At 60.1% G+C, this 15,411-nt stretch carries 20 protein-coding genes and 1 tRNA gene; 17 read left to right on the forward strand and 4 right to left on the reverse strand.

Annotation, left to right across the window (positions count from 1 at the left end; translation table 11 throughout):
• Positions 1–94 precede the first annotated feature (94 nt).
• The 8 genes from WFJ47_RS05125 to rimI all read left to right on the forward strand — a co-directional run bounded on the left by WFJ47_RS05125 (position 95) and on the right by rimI (position 6,382).
• Positions 95–529 (forward strand): biopolymer transporter ExbD, encoded by a 435-nt coding sequence (locus WFJ47_RS05125; RefSeq protein ID WP_127103116.1) that lies wholly within the window; start codon positions 95–97, stop codon positions 527–529.
• Positions 530–1,786, forward strand: a complete 1,257-nt coding sequence (locus tag WFJ47_RS05130) for a hypothetical protein (protein WP_336761323.1) — start codon at positions 530–532, stop codon at positions 1,784–1,786. It begins immediately after the preceding gene.
• A gap of 98 nt (positions 1,787–1,884) precedes the next feature.
• A complete protein-coding gene (locus tag WFJ47_RS05135; protein ID WP_127103115.1) occupies positions 1,885–2,649 on the forward strand; it encodes a response regulator in 765 nt (254 codons plus the stop codon).
• Between the two features lie 6 nt (positions 2,650–2,655).
• Positions 2,656–4,017 (forward strand): ATP-binding protein, encoded by a 1,362-nt coding sequence (locus WFJ47_RS05140; protein ID WP_127103114.1) that lies wholly within the window; start codon positions 2,656–2,658, stop codon positions 4,015–4,017.
• Positions 4,018–4,091: 74 nt separating this feature from the next.
• Positions 4,092–4,655: a NifU family protein gene (locus WFJ47_RS05145; protein ID WP_127103113.1), complete on the forward strand. Its 564-nt coding sequence runs from the start codon at positions 4,092–4,094 to the stop codon at positions 4,653–4,655.
• A 43-nt stretch (positions 4,656–4,698) separates the two neighbouring features.
• Entirely contained in the window at positions 4,699–5,277 is a 579-nt protein-coding gene (locus tag WFJ47_RS05150) for a malonic semialdehyde reductase (protein ID WP_370265714.1), read from the forward strand.
• The gene (locus WFJ47_RS05155; protein ID WP_336761329.1) at positions 5,277–5,924 is read left to right on the forward strand and encodes a tRNA (adenosine(37)-N6)-threonylcarbamoyltransferase complex dimerization subunit type 1 TsaB; all 648 of its coding nucleotides are present in this window, start codon (positions 5,277–5,279) and stop codon (positions 5,922–5,924) included. The genes WFJ47_RS05150 and WFJ47_RS05155 overlap by 1 nt, the downstream gene beginning before the upstream one ends.
• An 11-nt stretch (positions 5,925–5,935) precedes the next feature.
• Positions 5,936–6,382: a ribosomal protein S18-alanine N-acetyltransferase gene (gene rimI / locus WFJ47_RS05160; RefSeq protein ID WP_336761698.1), complete on the forward strand. Its 447-nt coding sequence runs from the start codon at positions 5,936–5,938 to the stop codon at positions 6,380–6,382.
• Here the strand turns inward: rimI and WFJ47_RS05165 are convergent.
• Entirely contained in the window at positions 6,355–6,588 is a 234-nt protein-coding gene (locus tag WFJ47_RS05165; protein WP_336761331.1) for a sulfurtransferase TusA family protein, read from the reverse strand. The genes rimI and WFJ47_RS05165 overlap by 28 nt on opposite strands.
• Before the next feature lie 95 nt (positions 6,589–6,683).
• On the opposite strand from WFJ47_RS05165, the gene WFJ47_RS05170 reads away from it, so the two are divergent.
• The 5 genes from WFJ47_RS05170 to WFJ47_RS05190 all read left to right on the forward strand — a co-directional run bounded on the left by WFJ47_RS05170 (position 6,684) and on the right by WFJ47_RS05190 (position 10,629).
• Complete coding sequence (locus WFJ47_RS05170) at positions 6,684–7,082, forward strand: MucR family transcriptional regulator (RefSeq protein ID WP_127103108.1); 399 nt, start codon at positions 6,684–6,686, stop codon at positions 7,080–7,082.
• A gap of 66 nt (positions 7,083–7,148) precedes the next feature.
• Positions 7,149–7,643 carry a Fur family transcriptional regulator gene (locus tag WFJ47_RS05175; protein ID WP_127103107.1) on the forward strand — a complete coding sequence of 165 codons (495 nt, stop codon included), beginning with the start codon at positions 7,149–7,151 and terminating at the stop codon, positions 7,641–7,643.
• Between the two features lie 23 nt (positions 7,644–7,666).
• A complete protein-coding gene (locus WFJ47_RS05180) occupies positions 7,667–8,539 on the forward strand; it encodes a GNAT family N-acyltransferase (RefSeq protein WP_336761699.1) in 873 nt (290 codons plus the stop codon).
• 77 nt (positions 8,540–8,616) lie between these two features.
• Positions 8,617–10,080 carry an apolipoprotein N-acyltransferase gene (lnt, locus tag WFJ47_RS05185; protein ID WP_336761335.1) on the forward strand — a complete coding sequence of 488 codons (1,464 nt, stop codon included), beginning with the start codon at positions 8,617–8,619 and terminating at the stop codon, positions 10,078–10,080.
• 63 nt (positions 10,081–10,143) lie between these two features.
• Positions 10,144–10,629 (forward strand): helix-turn-helix transcriptional regulator, encoded by a 486-nt coding sequence (locus WFJ47_RS05190; protein WP_336761337.1) that lies wholly within the window; start codon positions 10,144–10,146, stop codon positions 10,627–10,629.
• A 60-nt stretch (positions 10,630–10,689) separates the two neighbouring features.
• Here the strand turns inward: WFJ47_RS05190 and WFJ47_RS05195 are convergent, their stop codons facing one another.
• Positions 10,690–11,352: a tyrosine-protein phosphatase gene (locus WFJ47_RS05195; RefSeq protein WP_336761339.1), complete on the reverse strand. Its 663-nt coding sequence runs from the start codon at positions 11,350–11,352 to the stop codon at positions 10,690–10,692.
• 93 nt (positions 11,353–11,445) lie between these two features.
• Between WFJ47_RS05195 and WFJ47_RS05200 the strand changes: the two genes are divergently transcribed.
• Complete coding sequence (locus WFJ47_RS05200) at positions 11,446–11,757, forward strand: hypothetical protein (protein ID WP_127103103.1); 312 nt, start codon at positions 11,446–11,448, stop codon at positions 11,755–11,757.
• The gene (locus WFJ47_RS05205) at positions 11,750–12,496 is read left to right on the forward strand and encodes a class I SAM-dependent methyltransferase (RefSeq protein WP_336761341.1); all 747 of its coding nucleotides are present in this window, start codon (positions 11,750–11,752) and stop codon (positions 12,494–12,496) included. Before WFJ47_RS05200 ends, WFJ47_RS05205 begins: the two co-directional genes overlap by 8 nt.
• A gap of 136 nt (positions 12,497–12,632) precedes the next feature.
• On the opposite strand, the gene WFJ47_RS05210 is transcribed toward WFJ47_RS05205, so the two are convergent.
• The gene (locus WFJ47_RS05210) at positions 12,633–12,812 is read right to left on the reverse strand and encodes a Trm112 family protein (RefSeq protein ID WP_127103101.1); all 180 of its coding nucleotides are present in this window, start codon (positions 12,810–12,812) and stop codon (positions 12,633–12,635) included.
• Between the two features lie 103 nt (positions 12,813–12,915).
• Entirely contained in the window at positions 12,916–13,872 is a 957-nt protein-coding gene (locus WFJ47_RS05215) for a tetratricopeptide repeat protein (RefSeq protein WP_127103100.1), read from the reverse strand.
• A 194-nt stretch (positions 13,873–14,066) separates the two neighbouring features.
• On the opposite strand from WFJ47_RS05215, the gene WFJ47_RS05220 reads away from it, so the two are divergent.
• A tRNA-Gly gene (locus WFJ47_RS05220) sits at positions 14,067–14,141 on the forward strand.
• Positions 14,142–14,420: 279 nt separating this feature from the next.
• Complete coding sequence (locus WFJ47_RS05225; protein ID WP_336761346.1) at positions 14,421–15,395, forward strand: hypothetical protein; 975 nt, start codon at positions 14,421–14,423, stop codon at positions 15,393–15,395.
• The last annotated feature ends 16 nt before the right edge of the window (positions 15,396–15,411 follow it).

Here is a 15,411-nt window from a genome sequence, read left to right on the forward strand (position 1 = left end):
GCCGTGCCGACCCCGCGAGGCGGCAGGGCACTCCGGCTCCGTTTTTCCCGGATGCCGGTCTTGGCCGGCTTTCCGCCTGTTGGAGAGTTCCCTCATGGCCATGAGCGTTGGATCCGACAGCACGCATGAAGACGAGGGCATCGTCGATATCAACACGACGCCCCTGATCGACGTCATGCTCGTGCTGCTCATCATGCTGATCATCACCATCCCGCTTCAGACGCATTCGGTCGCGCTGGACCTGCCGCAGGGCAATCCGCCGCCCAGCACCGAAGAGCCCAAGGTTGTCACCGTTGCGGTCGATTTCGACAATTCCATCAGTTGGAATGGCGAACCCGTCTCCTCCGAGGCCGATCTTCAGGCGCGCTTCATGAACGCGGCCAACATGCCCGATCAGCCTGAGATGCATATTCACCCGAATCGCCTGGCAGACTACAAGACTGTGGCCCATGTGCTTGCTGACGCGCAGCGTCTTGGCATCACCAAGCTCGGTATCGTGGGTCAAGACCAGTTCATGGAAGGACAGTAAGTGCGTTTTCCCCGTTGTTCTCGCGCCCTCCTGGTTGCCAGCTCGCTTCTGGCGGCCTCCTCTTTCGTTCCGGTCATCGGGTCCAGCCTGATTACGGTTGCTCACGCTGAAGACCAGCTGAGCGCCAAGGTCGGCAAGCCCCTGCAGGATGCGCAAACTGCTCTGGGCGCTAAGAACTACGCCAAGGCCATGAGTGCGGTGAACACCGCCGACGCGGTACCGGGGAAGACCGATTACGAGAAATACACCATCGCCCAGATGCGCGCGGCCGTTGCGGCTTCGTCGGGCGATGTGGCTGCTGCATCCAAGGCCTACGACGTGCTCATCGCGTCGCCGCGCACTCCGGCGGCCGCGAAACAGCAGATGCTGATGGCCAATGCGACGATGGCCTATAACGCCAAGGACTATGCACAAGCCGTTCCGGCGATCGAGCGCTATCTGAAGATCGCGGGACCTAATCCCCAGATGCAGACTCTCTTGGTCCAGTCCTATTATCTGCAGCAGGACTACAAGAACGCAGCGCGCGTCCAGCAGGATCAGATCAACGCCGAGATCAAGGCGAAGCATGTTCCGGCCGAGAACCAGCTTCAGTTCCTGGCAACCTGCTATCACCAGATGAAAGACTCAGCCAACGAGACGCATGCCTATGTGCTCTTGGCCAAGTATTATTCCAAGCCCGATTACTGGGCGATGCTGATTCACAATCTTGCGGCCGATCCGCAGATGCCTGATGCACTCACCTTCAATCTTGAGCGTCTGCGTATGGCTACCGGCGTGCTGAAAGAGCCGTCGGATTACATGGACATGGTCGAACGCGCCGTGCAGGGCGGTCTGCCCCAGCTCGGGCTCAACCTCATGAACCAGGCCTATGCCAGCGGTGCGCTCGGCAAGGATGCCGGTGCGGCCCGCGAGGCCCGCCTCAAGGCGATGGTGGTGAAGCGCGCAGCCGAAACCAAGGCGAGCCTGACAGCGGACGCCGAAGCGGCACGCAAGCTGCCCAACGCGGCACCTTCGCTGACGGCCGGGTATAATCTCGTTCTGGACGGACAGGTGGACGCAGGTCTGGCCCTCATGCGTGAAGGCCTCGCCAAGAAGCCCGTCGCGCCTGAAGGCGCCAAGCTGCAATATGGCATGGCGCAGATGGATGGTGGTCGCAAGGATGACGCGATCAAGACCTTCGCCGACGTCCACGGTGATCATGGTGCCCAGGATCTGGCCCAGCTCTGGACCCTTCTGATCTCCAAACCATCAAAATGAGGTAATGCGTCGCAAACCCCATCGAGAAGGTTGTTCTTGCGCGATTTGAGACATAGATTGTATCAAATCTCGTTTACCACAGCATGATCGATGGGATAATGACGACAGTACCTACCGCTCCCGACCTGCCGGCTCGTATCCTTATCGTTGAAGACGATCCCGGCATGCGAACCCTCATTCAGCGTGCCCTTCAGGGTGACGGCTTCCGGGTCCGCAGCGTCGCCTCTGGCGATGAAATGTGGGACGCTCTCGCTGTCGGTCCTGTCGATCTCCTCGTCATGGACGTCATGCTTCCCAAGACCAGCGGTGTCGAGCTCTGCCGCGCCATCCGTAACGGTCAGGGAACGAATCATCCGGGCGAAGCTCCGCTGGCCCAGACTCCAATCATCATGGTCTCTGCCCGAGGCGAGGAACGTGATCGTGTTCTCGGCCTCGAAATCGGCGCCGATGATTACGTGGCGAAGCCCTTCGGTCAGCGTGAGCTGCTGGCCCGGGTCCGCGCCGTGCTCCGTCGTGGTCAGGGCGCGGCACCAACCGAGGTTTCACGCAAGGAAACGATCCTGTTTGCCGGGTGGAAGCTCGATCTGCGTCGTCGCGAACTGACGGACCCGTCTGGTGCCGTCGTCGATATCTCTGGCGCAGAGCATGACCTGCTCACAAGCTTCCTGGATAATCCGCAGCGCGTCATCGCCCGTGACCGTTTGCTCGAGCTGTCTCGCACGCGCCTCGGTGACGTGTCGGATCGCAGCATCGACGTTCTGGTGAGCCGCCTGCGTCGCAAGCTCGGCGCTGACGCCGATGCCCTGATCCGTACGGTCCGTGGTCTCGGCTATATCTTTGTCGCCGAAGTCGAGCGCGTCTGAGGCCGAATGCCGTTTTCTCTGGGTGGGGGAGGCACGCCCCGGATCATTCGTCTCTGGCCAGTGGGTCTGGTGGGGCGTGTCAGCGTTGTCCTTCTGGCAGCCGTCATACTGGTGTTTGTCGCAAGTGCCTTTTTTTACGAAGAGGCCGAGACCTATATCGATGATGACAGCCGGATCACCCAGCTGGCAGAGGAACTGAGCACCGATCTGCGCGTGCTGCGCACGACCCCCATAAGCCAGCGCGGCCTTTTGGGGGCGCTTCTTTCAGATAACGGGATCAGCGTGGCGTGGCGTTCGGCCAACCAGCCGATCGATCTGGACCAGCCGCATCGCCTGCGCCGCGTCGAAGACAGCCTGATTGCAAACGATCGCGATCTCGGGAAAGCCAATATCCATGTATGGGCGGATCGGGCTGACTCCTCGAGCATTCATGGCACGCTGCAACTGGCCGATGGCAGTCTTCTGGCCTTCAACGTGCCGGGTATCCTGAAGCATCGTCATATGACTGGGGGGCTGGCCTCCGCGGCCATTACCGCTGGTGCAGTTGCTATCGCTGCGGCCATGATCGTGCGTTCTCTAAGCACGCCGCTGCGCGCGCTCGCGCAGGTGGCGGACAGCATCGCAAAATCCGACGATATGCAATGGACGATGGTCGATGAGCGCGGACCACGCGAAGTGCGTGGTCTGGCGAAAGCCATCAACAAGATGCAGCATCGTATCCGCCGTCTGATCAATGACAGGACCGAGATCCTGGCAGCGGTCTCCCATGATCTGCGCACGCCGCTTGCCCGGTTGCGTTTACGTGCCGGTTTCATGGACGATGAGGAGACCCAGGCAGCCATAGAAGCCGATATCGACGAGATGGAGGCGATGGTGACCGGGGTGCTCGCCTACCTCGCGGGTGATCTCGACCCGGAGCCCGTCAAGCAGGTCGATCTCGTGGCCATTCTGAACACGTTGCTCGACTCCCAGAGCGATCGCGGCAGGGATACGAGCTATGAGGGCCCAGACCGGTGCTATGCGCTGGTACGCCCTCTGGCGATCAAGCGTGTCTTCGCAAACCTGATTGATAATGCCTGCAATTACGGTGGGGATGCTCATGTCACCCTGCGGACCGATGGAAAAACGGCGCTGATCTCGGTCGTCGATGACGGTCCGGGTATTCCCGAGGCCGAGCTCGAAAAGGTTCTTTCGGCTTTTTACCGCGTGGAAGGATCGCGCTCTCGCGCAACAGGCGGGATGGGGCTTGGCCTGGCCATCGTCACTCGCGAGGTCGGACGCGCAGGAGGGAAGGTCGATCTCCATAACGCGCCCGGACGAGGGCTATGCGTCGAGATTACCTTGCCGCTTGGTGTGACGCAGGCCTGAATCGCGGATAAAGGACTTGCAGAGTCGCGATTGATGGCACATGTCACGGCAGCAACCGTTATCTGAGAGCCGTGATGTTTATCGAGACCGAGGATACCCCAAACCCCGCCACTCTGAAGTTCCTGCCCGGTCGTGCTGTGACCGGTCATCGCGGGACCGCCGACTTCGCTGACCCGAAAGCTGCCGAGGGGCGGTCACCGCTTGCCAGCGCGCTCTTCGACGTCGAGGGCGTCTGCGGTGTGTTTCTCGGCGGTGACTTCATCTCCGTCACCAAGACTGACGAGTTCAGCTGGAATACGCTCAAGCCGGTCCTGCTCACGGCAATCACGGCACATTTCGAGTCAGGCGCAGCCTGTCTCGATTCCGTGGCGCAGACGCAGGAAGAGGCGATCGCCCCTGAAGACGAGGCTGTAGTCGCCCAGATTCGCGAGTTGCTGGACACGCGCGTCCGTCCTGCCGTTGCAGGCGACGGGGGGGATATCGTATTCAGAGGCTATCGCGACGGCATCGTGCGGCTGACCATGCAGGGAGCCTGTGCCGGATGCCCGTCATCGCGCGCTACGCTCAAGCATGGCGTCGAGAACATGCTGCGCCACTATGTTCCCGAAGTGGTTGCCGTCGAACAGGTTGAGGATTGAGAGTTTGAGCGAGAGTCATCCAGAGCCCCGTCTCCAGACGTCACTGGATGCATTGTCGCTCGATCAACTGTTTCGCGAGGCGAGAACGCCCCGGAGTTGGTCCGATCAGCCCGTCGGGCGTGAAATGCTTGTCGCGCTTTACGACTTGCTCAAACTCGGTCCGACCTCCGGCAATTGCTGTCCGGCTCGCCTCGTTTTCCTCACGGCAGATGACATGAAAGAGCGCCTGCGTCCTGCTCTGTCGCCGGGCAATGTCGAGTCCTGTCTCTCGGCGCCGGTAGTCGTCCTCGTATGCCACGACCCGCTGTTTTTCGAACATCTCCCCCGGCTGAACAGGGAAGAGGGACTGCGCAACTGGTTTGCCGCCGATGTCGGCCTGTCCGAGGAAACCGCAATGCGTAATGGCTCCCTTCAGGGGGGCTATCTCATTTTGGCCGCCCGTGCGCTCGGTCTGGCGGTTGCGCCCTATTCCGGCTTCGACGCCTATTCAGTTGAGGATGTTTTCCTCAACGACACCGGTTGGCGTGTAAATTTCATCGCGGGCCTCGGTTATCCTGGGCCCGAGAAAGCGCCTGAGCGGGCGATGCGTCTCGGATTTGACGAAGCCTGCCTGGTGCTCTGATGCCTGGCTCCGGGTCGCTCCGATGCCTCGTGCTCAATGGTGCCACTCTGGGCGCGGGGGCCAGCGGGGATATTGCACTCTTCGACGGTGCGTTCTGTGTCGCTCATGAGCGCCTTGAGGGGTTGGGAGCGACAGCTTCCCTGGCTGCTATCTGTCGGAATATGCTGCGCGCCGCCGCCTGGCTCTCCGGTCCTGATCTCATCGTGGCGGTCACCGGGCCAGGCTCGTTTACAGGATTACGGGCAAGCCTCGCATTTGCAAACGGGCTGTCCGCCGGATACGGCGCGCGGCTGCGCGGTGTCACGACTGGACAATGCTACAGGGCCAGACCGGAATGGGCGCAGGCGGTATGCGTGACCCATGCGCGTCGCAATCGCATTTTCGCCGAGTTTTCCGATGGGCGGTTCTGGGCTGGACCACCTGACAGCCTTGATCTACCAGACGAGACGCACGTGATCGGTAATGGCGTGGCGTCGCTTTCCGGCGCAGCATTGCGGCGCGAGGAGTTGACGCATCCGGATATCACGCTGGTGCTCAAAGCCGGGCTCGCCGTAGCTGATAGCCCTTCCCTTCAACCCGTCTATGTCGATGCGCCGGAAGCCAAGCTGCCGGCGCAGGGTCTGCGTCCCGCCCCCAGCGTCGGATGACCGCATTGCGGATGGAACCTGCCCGGCCGTGCCATGCCGCAGTTTGTTCGGCGGTTCATGAAGCCTGCTTTCCAGAAGCAGAGCGCTGGACCCGCGACGCGTTCCACGCACTGCTTGGCACGCCTGGGGCCTTGGGGTGGCTCTCTCTCGACGGAGACCAGCCGCGGGGGCTCATCCTCGTGCGTCAGGCCGGGGATGAGGCAGAAATCCTGACCCTTGGGGTACATCCCGCCTGCAGACGGCAGGGGCTCGCCCGGGCATTGCTGGATCATGCGATCGCATTCCTGGCCCAAAGGGCGGTCGAAGCCTTGTTCCTCGAGGTCTCGACCACGAATGGCGCGGCGCTGGCGCTTTATGCGTGCTGTGGCTTCAGGTCATGCGGTCTGAGGAAGCGTTATTATCCCGACGGGAGTGATGCTCAGGTTCTGCGTCATGATTTGACGAGTGTGATCCTGTAGCGCGTTTCGTCTTCATCGTGAGGGTGGGTCTCGAAGGGGGTCTCTCCCAGAGTGTTGAGTAACACCCGCACATTCCTCAGTGTTTCTTCACTCTTCAGCAGGATCTCGAGTTCATCGCCTTTAGAGGCCTGATCCAGCGCCAGCCGCACATGGACTGTTGTCATCGGACAAATCTGCTGGGTGATATCAACAATTTTCAATGTCATTATATCTTATCTTCAACTGTATTTTGCAGATTTTCTTGAATTCCATTTACATATGAGTATATCTTAACGTGTATATACTCTATGGAGAGAACGGAATGTCGAGCGAGCCGGAAAACCTGACCTTACAAAAGCTGACCACGCAGATTATTTCTGCTTACGTCACTCATAATGAAATATCGGGGCAGGATCTACCCAATCTTATTCGGACCGTGCATCAGACACTTTCAAATGTCGCAAATACAAAGCCCGAGACTGTGAAGCCTACACCGGCAGTACCGCCCAAGAAATCGGTCTTTCCCGATTACATCATCTGTCTCGAAGACGGGAAAAAGCTCAAGCTCCTGCGCCGCCATCTGCAGACCGTGTATGACATGACACCCCAGCAATATCGCGAGCGCTGGGATCTGCCCCCCGAATATCCGATGGTCGCGCCCAATTATGCCAGCCATCGCTCAAATCTTGCGCGCAAGATCGGGCTCGGCCACAGGCGATGAGAAAGCCGCCCTTTGCCTGCGACTTAACGTTGGCAAAGGGCAGGTTTTTCGGCTACGCCGTATTCCATGGTATCTGAAGCGAAAGCTGACGCAAAGCGAAGCGGGCGGGCTCAGGAAGAGTCGCGTATCGGGCAACTCTGTATCGAACGAGGCCTGAAAATGACAGGGCAGCGTCGCGTCATCGCGCGCGTATTGTCCGAAGCGGAAGATCACCCGGATGTTGAGGAGCTTTATCGCCGCGCCTCGCAGATGGATGCCCGCATTTCGATTGCAACGGTCTATCGTACGGTCCGCCTCCTTGAGGAGAAGGGCATTCTCGAGCGTCGCGATTTCGGTGGTGGGCGCGCCAGATACGAGGCGAGCGAGCCCGGGCATCAGCATCACTACCATCTGATCGATGTCGATAGCGGCCATGTGGTTGAATTTGAAGATGAGGATCATGCCGCCCTGATGGAGACGCTCGCGCGCCGCCTTGGCTTCGATCTGGTCTCTCATCGTCTCGAACTCTTTGGTCGACGCCTGCCGCAGAAGCCCGGCGAGACAACAGGTCAGGACGGATGAACGCCAAACCTTCGCATGCCGAGATGTTTCGCCTGCTTGTCACTGACGGCGAAACAACGTCTCCTGCCGGTCAGTCCCTCTCGACCCTCGACCTTGCGCGTGATGCCTTTCCGGAACTGCGCGGCGGTCAGCTGGGTGTTCGTATCGCGACGACCGACGCGGAGCGTGAGGCCGCTCAGGCCCTGCGTTACCGTGTCTTCTTCGAGGAGATGGGCGCCCGGCCGAGTGCGCAGACGGCACGGTTGAAGCGCGATATCGATGAATTCGATGAGGTCGCGGACCATCTTCTCGTCATCGACCACGCCGTGTCTTCAGGTGCGGAGGGTGTGGTCGGCACCTATCGTTTGCTCACCAGCGACAAGGCAGCCTTGCTCGGGCGCTACTACACCTCGAGCGAATACGATATCTCGCCCTTGATCGAGTTTCCTGGTCGCCTGCTCGAAGTCGGGCGCTCATGTGTGGACCAGCGTTATCGTGGCCGTTCAGCCATGCAACTGCTCTGGCGCGGTATCGCTTCCTATATCTTCCTGCACCGCATCGATGTGCTGTTCGGCTGTGCCAGCCTGCCCGGAACCAACCCGGAGCTGATGGCTGACGAGCTGACCTATCTCTACCACAATCATCTGGCCCCCCCGGCCCTGCGTATTCGTGCGCTCCCCGATCGCTACGTCGATATGCAACGCCGCGATCCGCATCTGCTCGATCACAGGAAATGCCTGTCCCGCTTGCCTCCCCTCATCAAGGGCTACCTGCGCCTAGGCGGCTTCATCGGTGATGGAGCGGTGGTTGATGAACAATTCAACACGACGGATGTTGCCGTGCTCGTGAAAAGCGAGTTGCTGGCCGATAAATACTACCGTCATTACGAGCGCCGCCTGAGGGACGCGCTCGAGTAGATCAGGAGCAGAATGTGTCTTTCCGGCTCAGGAATTCTTCCTTCCCGCCGAGCCGGCTCCCATTTTCCACCGGGAAAATGATTCTGGCCGATCTTGTTGTCGGAGCGTTGACCGCTCTGGCCCTGCCGCCCGTATATTGCCTTCCTGCTTTGGCTCTGGGGTTGCTCTATCTGTATCGCTGCGCGCAGGACGCAACGACTACCCGCCAATTGGCCCTGCACGGCTTCCTTTTTGGTCTGGCCTTCCACACGGCGGCGCTGTCCTGGCTGACCAATGCCATTCTCACGCGTGTTCATGAGTTCTGGTGGGCTGTGCCGATCGCTGCCCCCGGATGCGCGCTCATTCTCGCGCCATTCATCATGGTGCCTGTTCTCCTATGCCGGCTCGTTCCAGCGGGCCTGATGCGCATGGTCCTGCTGGCCGCCCTCTGGACACTGGCTGACATGGGAAGGGTCTATATTTTCACCGGTTTTCCCTGGAATCCGACGGGCAGTATCGTCGAGATTCCGGGTGTGATCGGCGATATCCTTATCCAGCCAGCCTCTGTCGTCGGCGTGGACGGTCTGACCTTCCTCGTCGTTCTGATCGGGCTTCTCGTCTGGCACAGCAATCGAACCCGAGCCGTCCTCGCCGGGCTCGTGATCGTATGGGGGCTAGGCGGATGGTATCGCCTCTCTCATCCGATCCTGATGCCGGTTTCCAACCCTGTGGTTGCGCTCTTGCAGGGGAATGTCCAGGAAAAGGATATTCTCACCCGAAATGGCGCACTCGACGCCTTCAGGCTTTATCTGCGCCTTACGAGTGAGGGCGTGGCTAAGGCCCGTGATATCGCGGCCGATCGTCCTGTTGTCTATCTTTGGCCAGAATCCGGCTTCCCCGGGTTGCTGGATGAGGAGGAGGGCGCACGCCGCATCATCGCCCAGGCCGCCGACGGCGCCTGGGGCATGATCGGCTCTGATCGCCGGGATGCCGAGAACCGCTTCTACAACAGTATCATGGCGCTTGATGAGAGCGGTCGTATCCAGGCCATATACGACAAGGCGACCCTGGTTCCTTTTGGGGAGTATCAGCCCCGTTTCATCCCGTTCAACCTGCTCCCGGATCAACTGACGCCGGGGAAAGGTCTGGCGACCTGGTCCTTGCCTGTCCTTGGAGCCGTCGCTCCCATGGTGTGCTACGAGATCATTTTTTCGGGTCATGCGGTCAGCAGTAAGCGCCCGTACTGGATTGCCAATATCACCAATGATGCCTGGTTCGGAAATAGCGCCGGACCCCGGCAGCATCTGGCCACGGCGAGAATGCGCGCCGTCGAGGAGGGGCTGCCGGTGGTCCAGGCAGCCAATATGGGGATTACCGCCGCCTTTGATGGGTCAGGGCATCTGCTGGGGCGTTTGCCCTGGGGAAAGCCGGACAGCCTTGTTGTTGCCTTGCCCCCGCCACACCCGCCGACCATCTTCTCATCCTGTGGGAGAACGGTGCCGCTCAGCCTGTGCGCGCTCGCCGCCATACTGGCTCTTTTGTTTGGGCGCCGTCGAAAATAGATAATAAAAGGTTAACGCATTGCGATTGGCGCATGCTGTTACCCTCAGTATGAGTCCATATTCATGAACCCTAACGCGAAAAGCGCATCGGCTGCGGGTCCGATCGACGCCCTCGTGGGCGCACGCATCAGACTTCGCCGGACTTCGCTGGGAATGTCTCAGGAGAAGCTGGGAGCCGCGCTTGGCCTGACTTTCCAGCAGGTACAGAAGTATGAGCGCGGTGCGAACAAGGTCGGTGCAAGCCGCCTGTATGAAATGTCACGCGTTCTGGACGTGCCAATCGGATTTTTCTTCGATGATCTGACGCGCAATGAGCAGGATGGGGGGCGGTTCGGCCCCCGGACATCGGGATTTTCAGAAACTCCCCCCACATTCGTGGCCTCTACGGGGGGATGCGTCCCAGATCTGACGGAGCGCGCAGGCGCACCCATCCGGGCCGTTCTCGACGAGGCGGCTCGCGAGTTGCTGGAAGCCTTCCAGCGCATCGGAGATGAGCGCGTCAGGCACCAACTCGTCAGCCTTGTCAAAAGCATGGCCTCGGCCAGCTAGGATCGGGCCCCATGTCGGAGGACTCTCCGCCATGGGGTGCCGCTGTCCGTGGTCTGACCTCTATTCCCTGCGGAGGACTTTATCGGTCACGAAGGAGGACAGCTTGCCTGCGACGAAATCCTGTTTGAGCTGAACCTCGTCATATTCCTGTGCAACCCACTCCAGGAAGGGGATACGGCCCTCTGCCTGAGCTTGATAGCGCAGGACGAATGCATCCAGAATCCCGGTGCGCGAGCGGTTGAAATGGCCGAAGCGCCAATGGAGCTGGCGAAGCGCCTGCGCTGCGCTCCCTCCTTCGAACAAAATCACCAATGCGGAGGCCAGCCCGGCCCGGTCCGCACCGGACTTGCAATGCATGAGCATGGGCTGCTCGATACGGGTGTAGAGCTCGGCAAAACGCAGAATCCGGTCACGATGAGGCGCACCCCGGCTCTCAAAGGCCATGTCGATATGGGTAAGGCCAATGGCTTCTGCCGCATGGCGTGAGAGGGCATCCGAGCCACAGCGGCGATGACCGCGAAGATTGACGAGTGTTCTGAGCCCTAGCCGCTTTCTGAGCCGCGCGAGACGGGCCGGTGTCGGGTGGTTGCAGCGATAGACCTTGCCCGGAATGACAGGGGCGAGGTTGGTCCAGGGCAGGCGAAAGATCGCATGATCGACGAACAGGCTGTCGATCCAGGCCTTTCTTCGGCCGCGAGGTGAGGCGAGCGATCCATCGAACACGCAGAGTTCTCCTTGAGACAATCCGCCCTGCCTGCCGCACGCACTTCCATCCGTCAATTGCCGGGTGCGAGCGAGGTTGATAGAACTTGTCTCATGCGTCCAACCCCGCTCCTCATTTTCATGGCGGTACTCACCGGCTGCGCGGGGAATGGCTTTGGCCCACCCAAGCCCGATCTTGCGGTCAATGGTCCGCCAGGCCACCCACCCGGTCGCCCCCCCCAGCGGGATCGCATGGCGCGCGCCTATGCGTCGCTGCCCGTAGCAATTCCGGGTATGGATGGGCAGTCGGGACCGCCCATGCTGCCAGGCCTCGCGACTGAGACAGTCACCAGCGAGGTCAAGCCGCAATATGCGGTGCCGGACGCCGAAGTTTCCTATGGCAAGAGGGATGCTGGTCATGAGTGAGTTCGTTACCCGCCAATACAGCGATCGCGCGCAGGATTACGTTCAGAGCGCGACGCATGCTCAGGGTGAGGATCTCGACCGGCTCAAGATGCTTCTCGAATCTGAAGCACCATTCTGCGCGCTCGATCTCGGTTGCGGTGGGGGACATGTAAGCTATGCATTGGCTGCCTGCGCGACGCAGGTCGTCGCCTGTGATCCGACCCGGACCATGGCGATTGCCGTGAAGACGGAGGCTGCGACACGTGGCCTCGCATCCATTCGTCCGGTTTGCGGTTTTGCTGAAGCACTCCCCTTTGCCGACCATGCCTTCGACGCCGTTGTGAGTCGCTACAGCGCCCATCACTGGGGGGATTTGGCCTGCGGACTGGCCGAGGCGAGACGTGTCCTACGTCCTCAGGGCGTGGGGGTCTTCATCGACACGGTGGCACCGCCCGGGGCGATGGAAGACTCGGTCCTGCAAGCCATCGAGACCCTGCGCGACCCGTCCCATATGCGCAATTATCGCGTGGATGAGTGGCGTCTGGCACTGGCGGAGGCGGGATTCACCGTGGAAGCGCAGGAGGCTTTTCGTCTGCGGCTGGATTTCGGAAGCTGGGTTGCGCGGACACGCACGCCGGACCTGCATCGGCAGGCCATCCTCTCCCTGCAGCAGGCAACGAGCCCGTCGGTCCGCGAGGTCTTCGAGATCGCTGAAGACGGAAGCTTCACGATCGACACAGCATTTTTTGTCGTGCGCTAGATCAGGGAATGGTCCCTGATCCTGCGTGAGGCCATTTCGTTGATCGGGATGCGACCGTGGCGATGGGGATCTGGCCTGTGCACGGCAAGATACCGCTCTTGAGGTGTGGTGCGCGTACGGAACTGGGCTTTTTGTCTCAGGCGGAAAGGCGGCGCGCTTCTTCCGGCAGCATGACCGGAATACCGTCACGCACGGGATAGGCCAGCCCGGCTCCCTTGCTGACGAGCTCTTGGGCTTCGCGGTCATAAGTGAGCGCTTCCTTGGTAACGGGGCAAACGAGCATCGAGAGAAGACGCGGGTCGAGATCCTGGGCCATGTGTGAATTCCTGACTGAAAAAAGGAGGAAGGGCGGCATAACATGGTAATCCGCCCTGGAAAGATGGGAAGGCAGGGAGCGGAGTAGCCCCCTGCCAGGGCGTTCAGGAGAACAGAAGGGCGGAGAGCTTGCGTCGCGCAGGCAGCGTGGCCGGGTCTGTGTTGCCCCAGGCTTCGAAGAAGCGCAGCAATTCTGCCTTGGCCGCACCTTCATTCCAGTCGCGATCCTGTTTGATGATCGAGAGAAGGGTATCGGCGGCCTCAGTTTTCTCCCCTGCGCCGTTGAGCGCTCCGGCAAGCTGGAAGCGTAACGCCAGATCTTCGGGGGCCTGAGCGCATTCGGCGCGCAAGCCGTCGAGGGCAGACGCCGCCTGACGGCTCTCCTTATGTAGAGCGAGTGCGGAACGCGCGCCCGAGATGGCCGGATGCTCGGTCAGCTTGGGCGGTACCTGGCTCAGGGCTTCATCGGCACCTTCATCATCATCGAGCGCAATCAGGGCACGGATCATGCCCCCCCAGCCTTCGGCGTTTTCCGGCTCGATCTCAAGCAGCGAGGCATAGAGGCTTGCAGCTTCTGCGGCCTGACCATCCTGAAGCGCCGTAGCGGCGGCGGAGAGCAATTCAGCGCTCGGCAGGCTCGCGCCGGTCGCCTTGACGACTTGCTCGATGAAGCGACGCACTTCGCTCTCGGGCTGGGCACCCTGCATGATGTCCATGATCTGCCCCTTATAAAAGGCAGCGACGAGGGGAATGGACTGGATAGGCAAACCGATCTGCGCCAGCTGGGCAGCAAGGGCCGCATTGGCCTCGACATCCACCTTGACCAGTTTCACCCGTCCGCCGGCCGCCGTGACAGCGCGCTCAAGTATCGGGGTGAGCTGCTTGCATGGGCCACACCAGGGTGCCCAGAAATCGACGAGAACCGGAATCTGGCGGCTGGCCTCAAGCACCTCCGGCATGAAGCTGCGCTGATCAGCATCGACAATCATGGCGCCGGCGGCGGGAGGAGCGAATTGTCCCTCCTGTTTTGGTGAGGGGCTCTGTCCGATGATGTAATCCATGGTGTCTCTCTGTTCCGGAGCTGCGGCCGCGCTGAGCAGAACCGCCTTTCAAACATGGCTACAAGATTGTTCTGAAGCTATTCGGAAGCAAGCCCGGCGGAGAGCTCTCGGAGCAAAGTGAAAAAAAACGCCTTTTTTCAAAAAACCCCCTTGCGCCCCATCGCTGCAGGCAGTATTCACCCGTCCAACGGAACGCGGGCGTAGCTCAGGGGTAGAGCACAACCTTGCCAAGGTTGGGGTCGTGGGTTCGAATCCCATCGCCCGCTCCAGACTTCTTCTTCAAAAGTCTGGAGCGTCGCTTCCAAAATCACCATCACAATAAAATCTGTATTTTGGTCGCCAAGATTTATTCTTTGTTCACAACTCCGTGACCAGAGGGTGCTTTGACGCTTGCGTATCAAGGTTTCTGACTTTGTGTTCAAGAAAAACCTGGCTCTGGAAGATTGCCTTCCTGAAATAAGGTTTTAAACCGTCGCTAGGTAACAATAAAATAATGCGACCGGATTTTGAGACAGTATCATTCCTTTGCAGGACGACTTCGTCCGATCTTGATCAGGATTTCCCAATTCGCTGCTGCAGCAATTGCGTTCTGTTCGGTCACTACGGTGCGGGCCTCGGATGCTGAGCCTCAACCAAAGCGCGAGCAATGGTATACCGGGTCGCTCATTTCACCATCCGGTCCTCAGTTCAAGGCTGGGGTGCTCGGCATAGAGCCCTATCTGACGTATAATCAGGCAGTCGATTATCTTGGTTCAAATGGCGCGAGCATGCCCATGGAATCAGGGCAGCGTACCGTCAGTAATTCGACCATGGTCAAATACGGTCTGACCGATAATGTCAGTATCCAGATATTTCCGGCGATCAGCTATGGCTGGAAGCGTCACGACGGCAGCACGAGCGGCCTGAAATTCGGCGATCTTCCAGTCGATTTCCTCTGGCGCTTCCTCGATCCGAATCCCAAGCGCTATATCCCCTCGCTCAGTCTTTTCGCCGGCATGCTCATGCCGACCGGTGATTACACTAATCTAGGGCGGAGTCAGGACGGGGTCGGAAACGGGGCCTATGTGTTCCGTACGGCGCTGGTCGAGCAATCCACCTATGAGCTGCCTCATGACTACACCTTCCGTCTGCGTATGTGGGCAACCTTCCGTCGCGCCGTCAGCTCGGCACGCCTCAATGATCTGACGAGCTATGGTACGACCAAAGGCTTCGTCGGCAGGGGGCGACCGGGGATGAGCGGTCAGGCCGGAGCGTCATTCGAATTCGGGTTCAATCAGCGTCTCGTTCTTGCAGTTGATCTGCTGCGCGACTGGGCCAATGGTGCCCGCGTATGGGGGACTGAGGGCTCGGGGCGTCGTATCGACCGCGTCAGCGGGTCTTCCGGCGACTGGATGGTCGCGCCCGCCCTCGAATATAGCTGGTCCCCCCGCTTCGGTGTGGTTGCCGGCGCTTCCACTTTCTTTGCCGGTCATAATACCAGCCTCAATGTCGCTCCGCAGATCGCGGTCAACATGATGTTCTGAGCTTTTCCTACGCCCG

Source organism: Asaia sp. VD9 (genome assembly GCF_037150015.1).
In the GTDB taxonomy this organism is placed as follows: Bacteria; Pseudomonadota; Alphaproteobacteria; order Acetobacterales; family Acetobacteraceae; genus Asaia.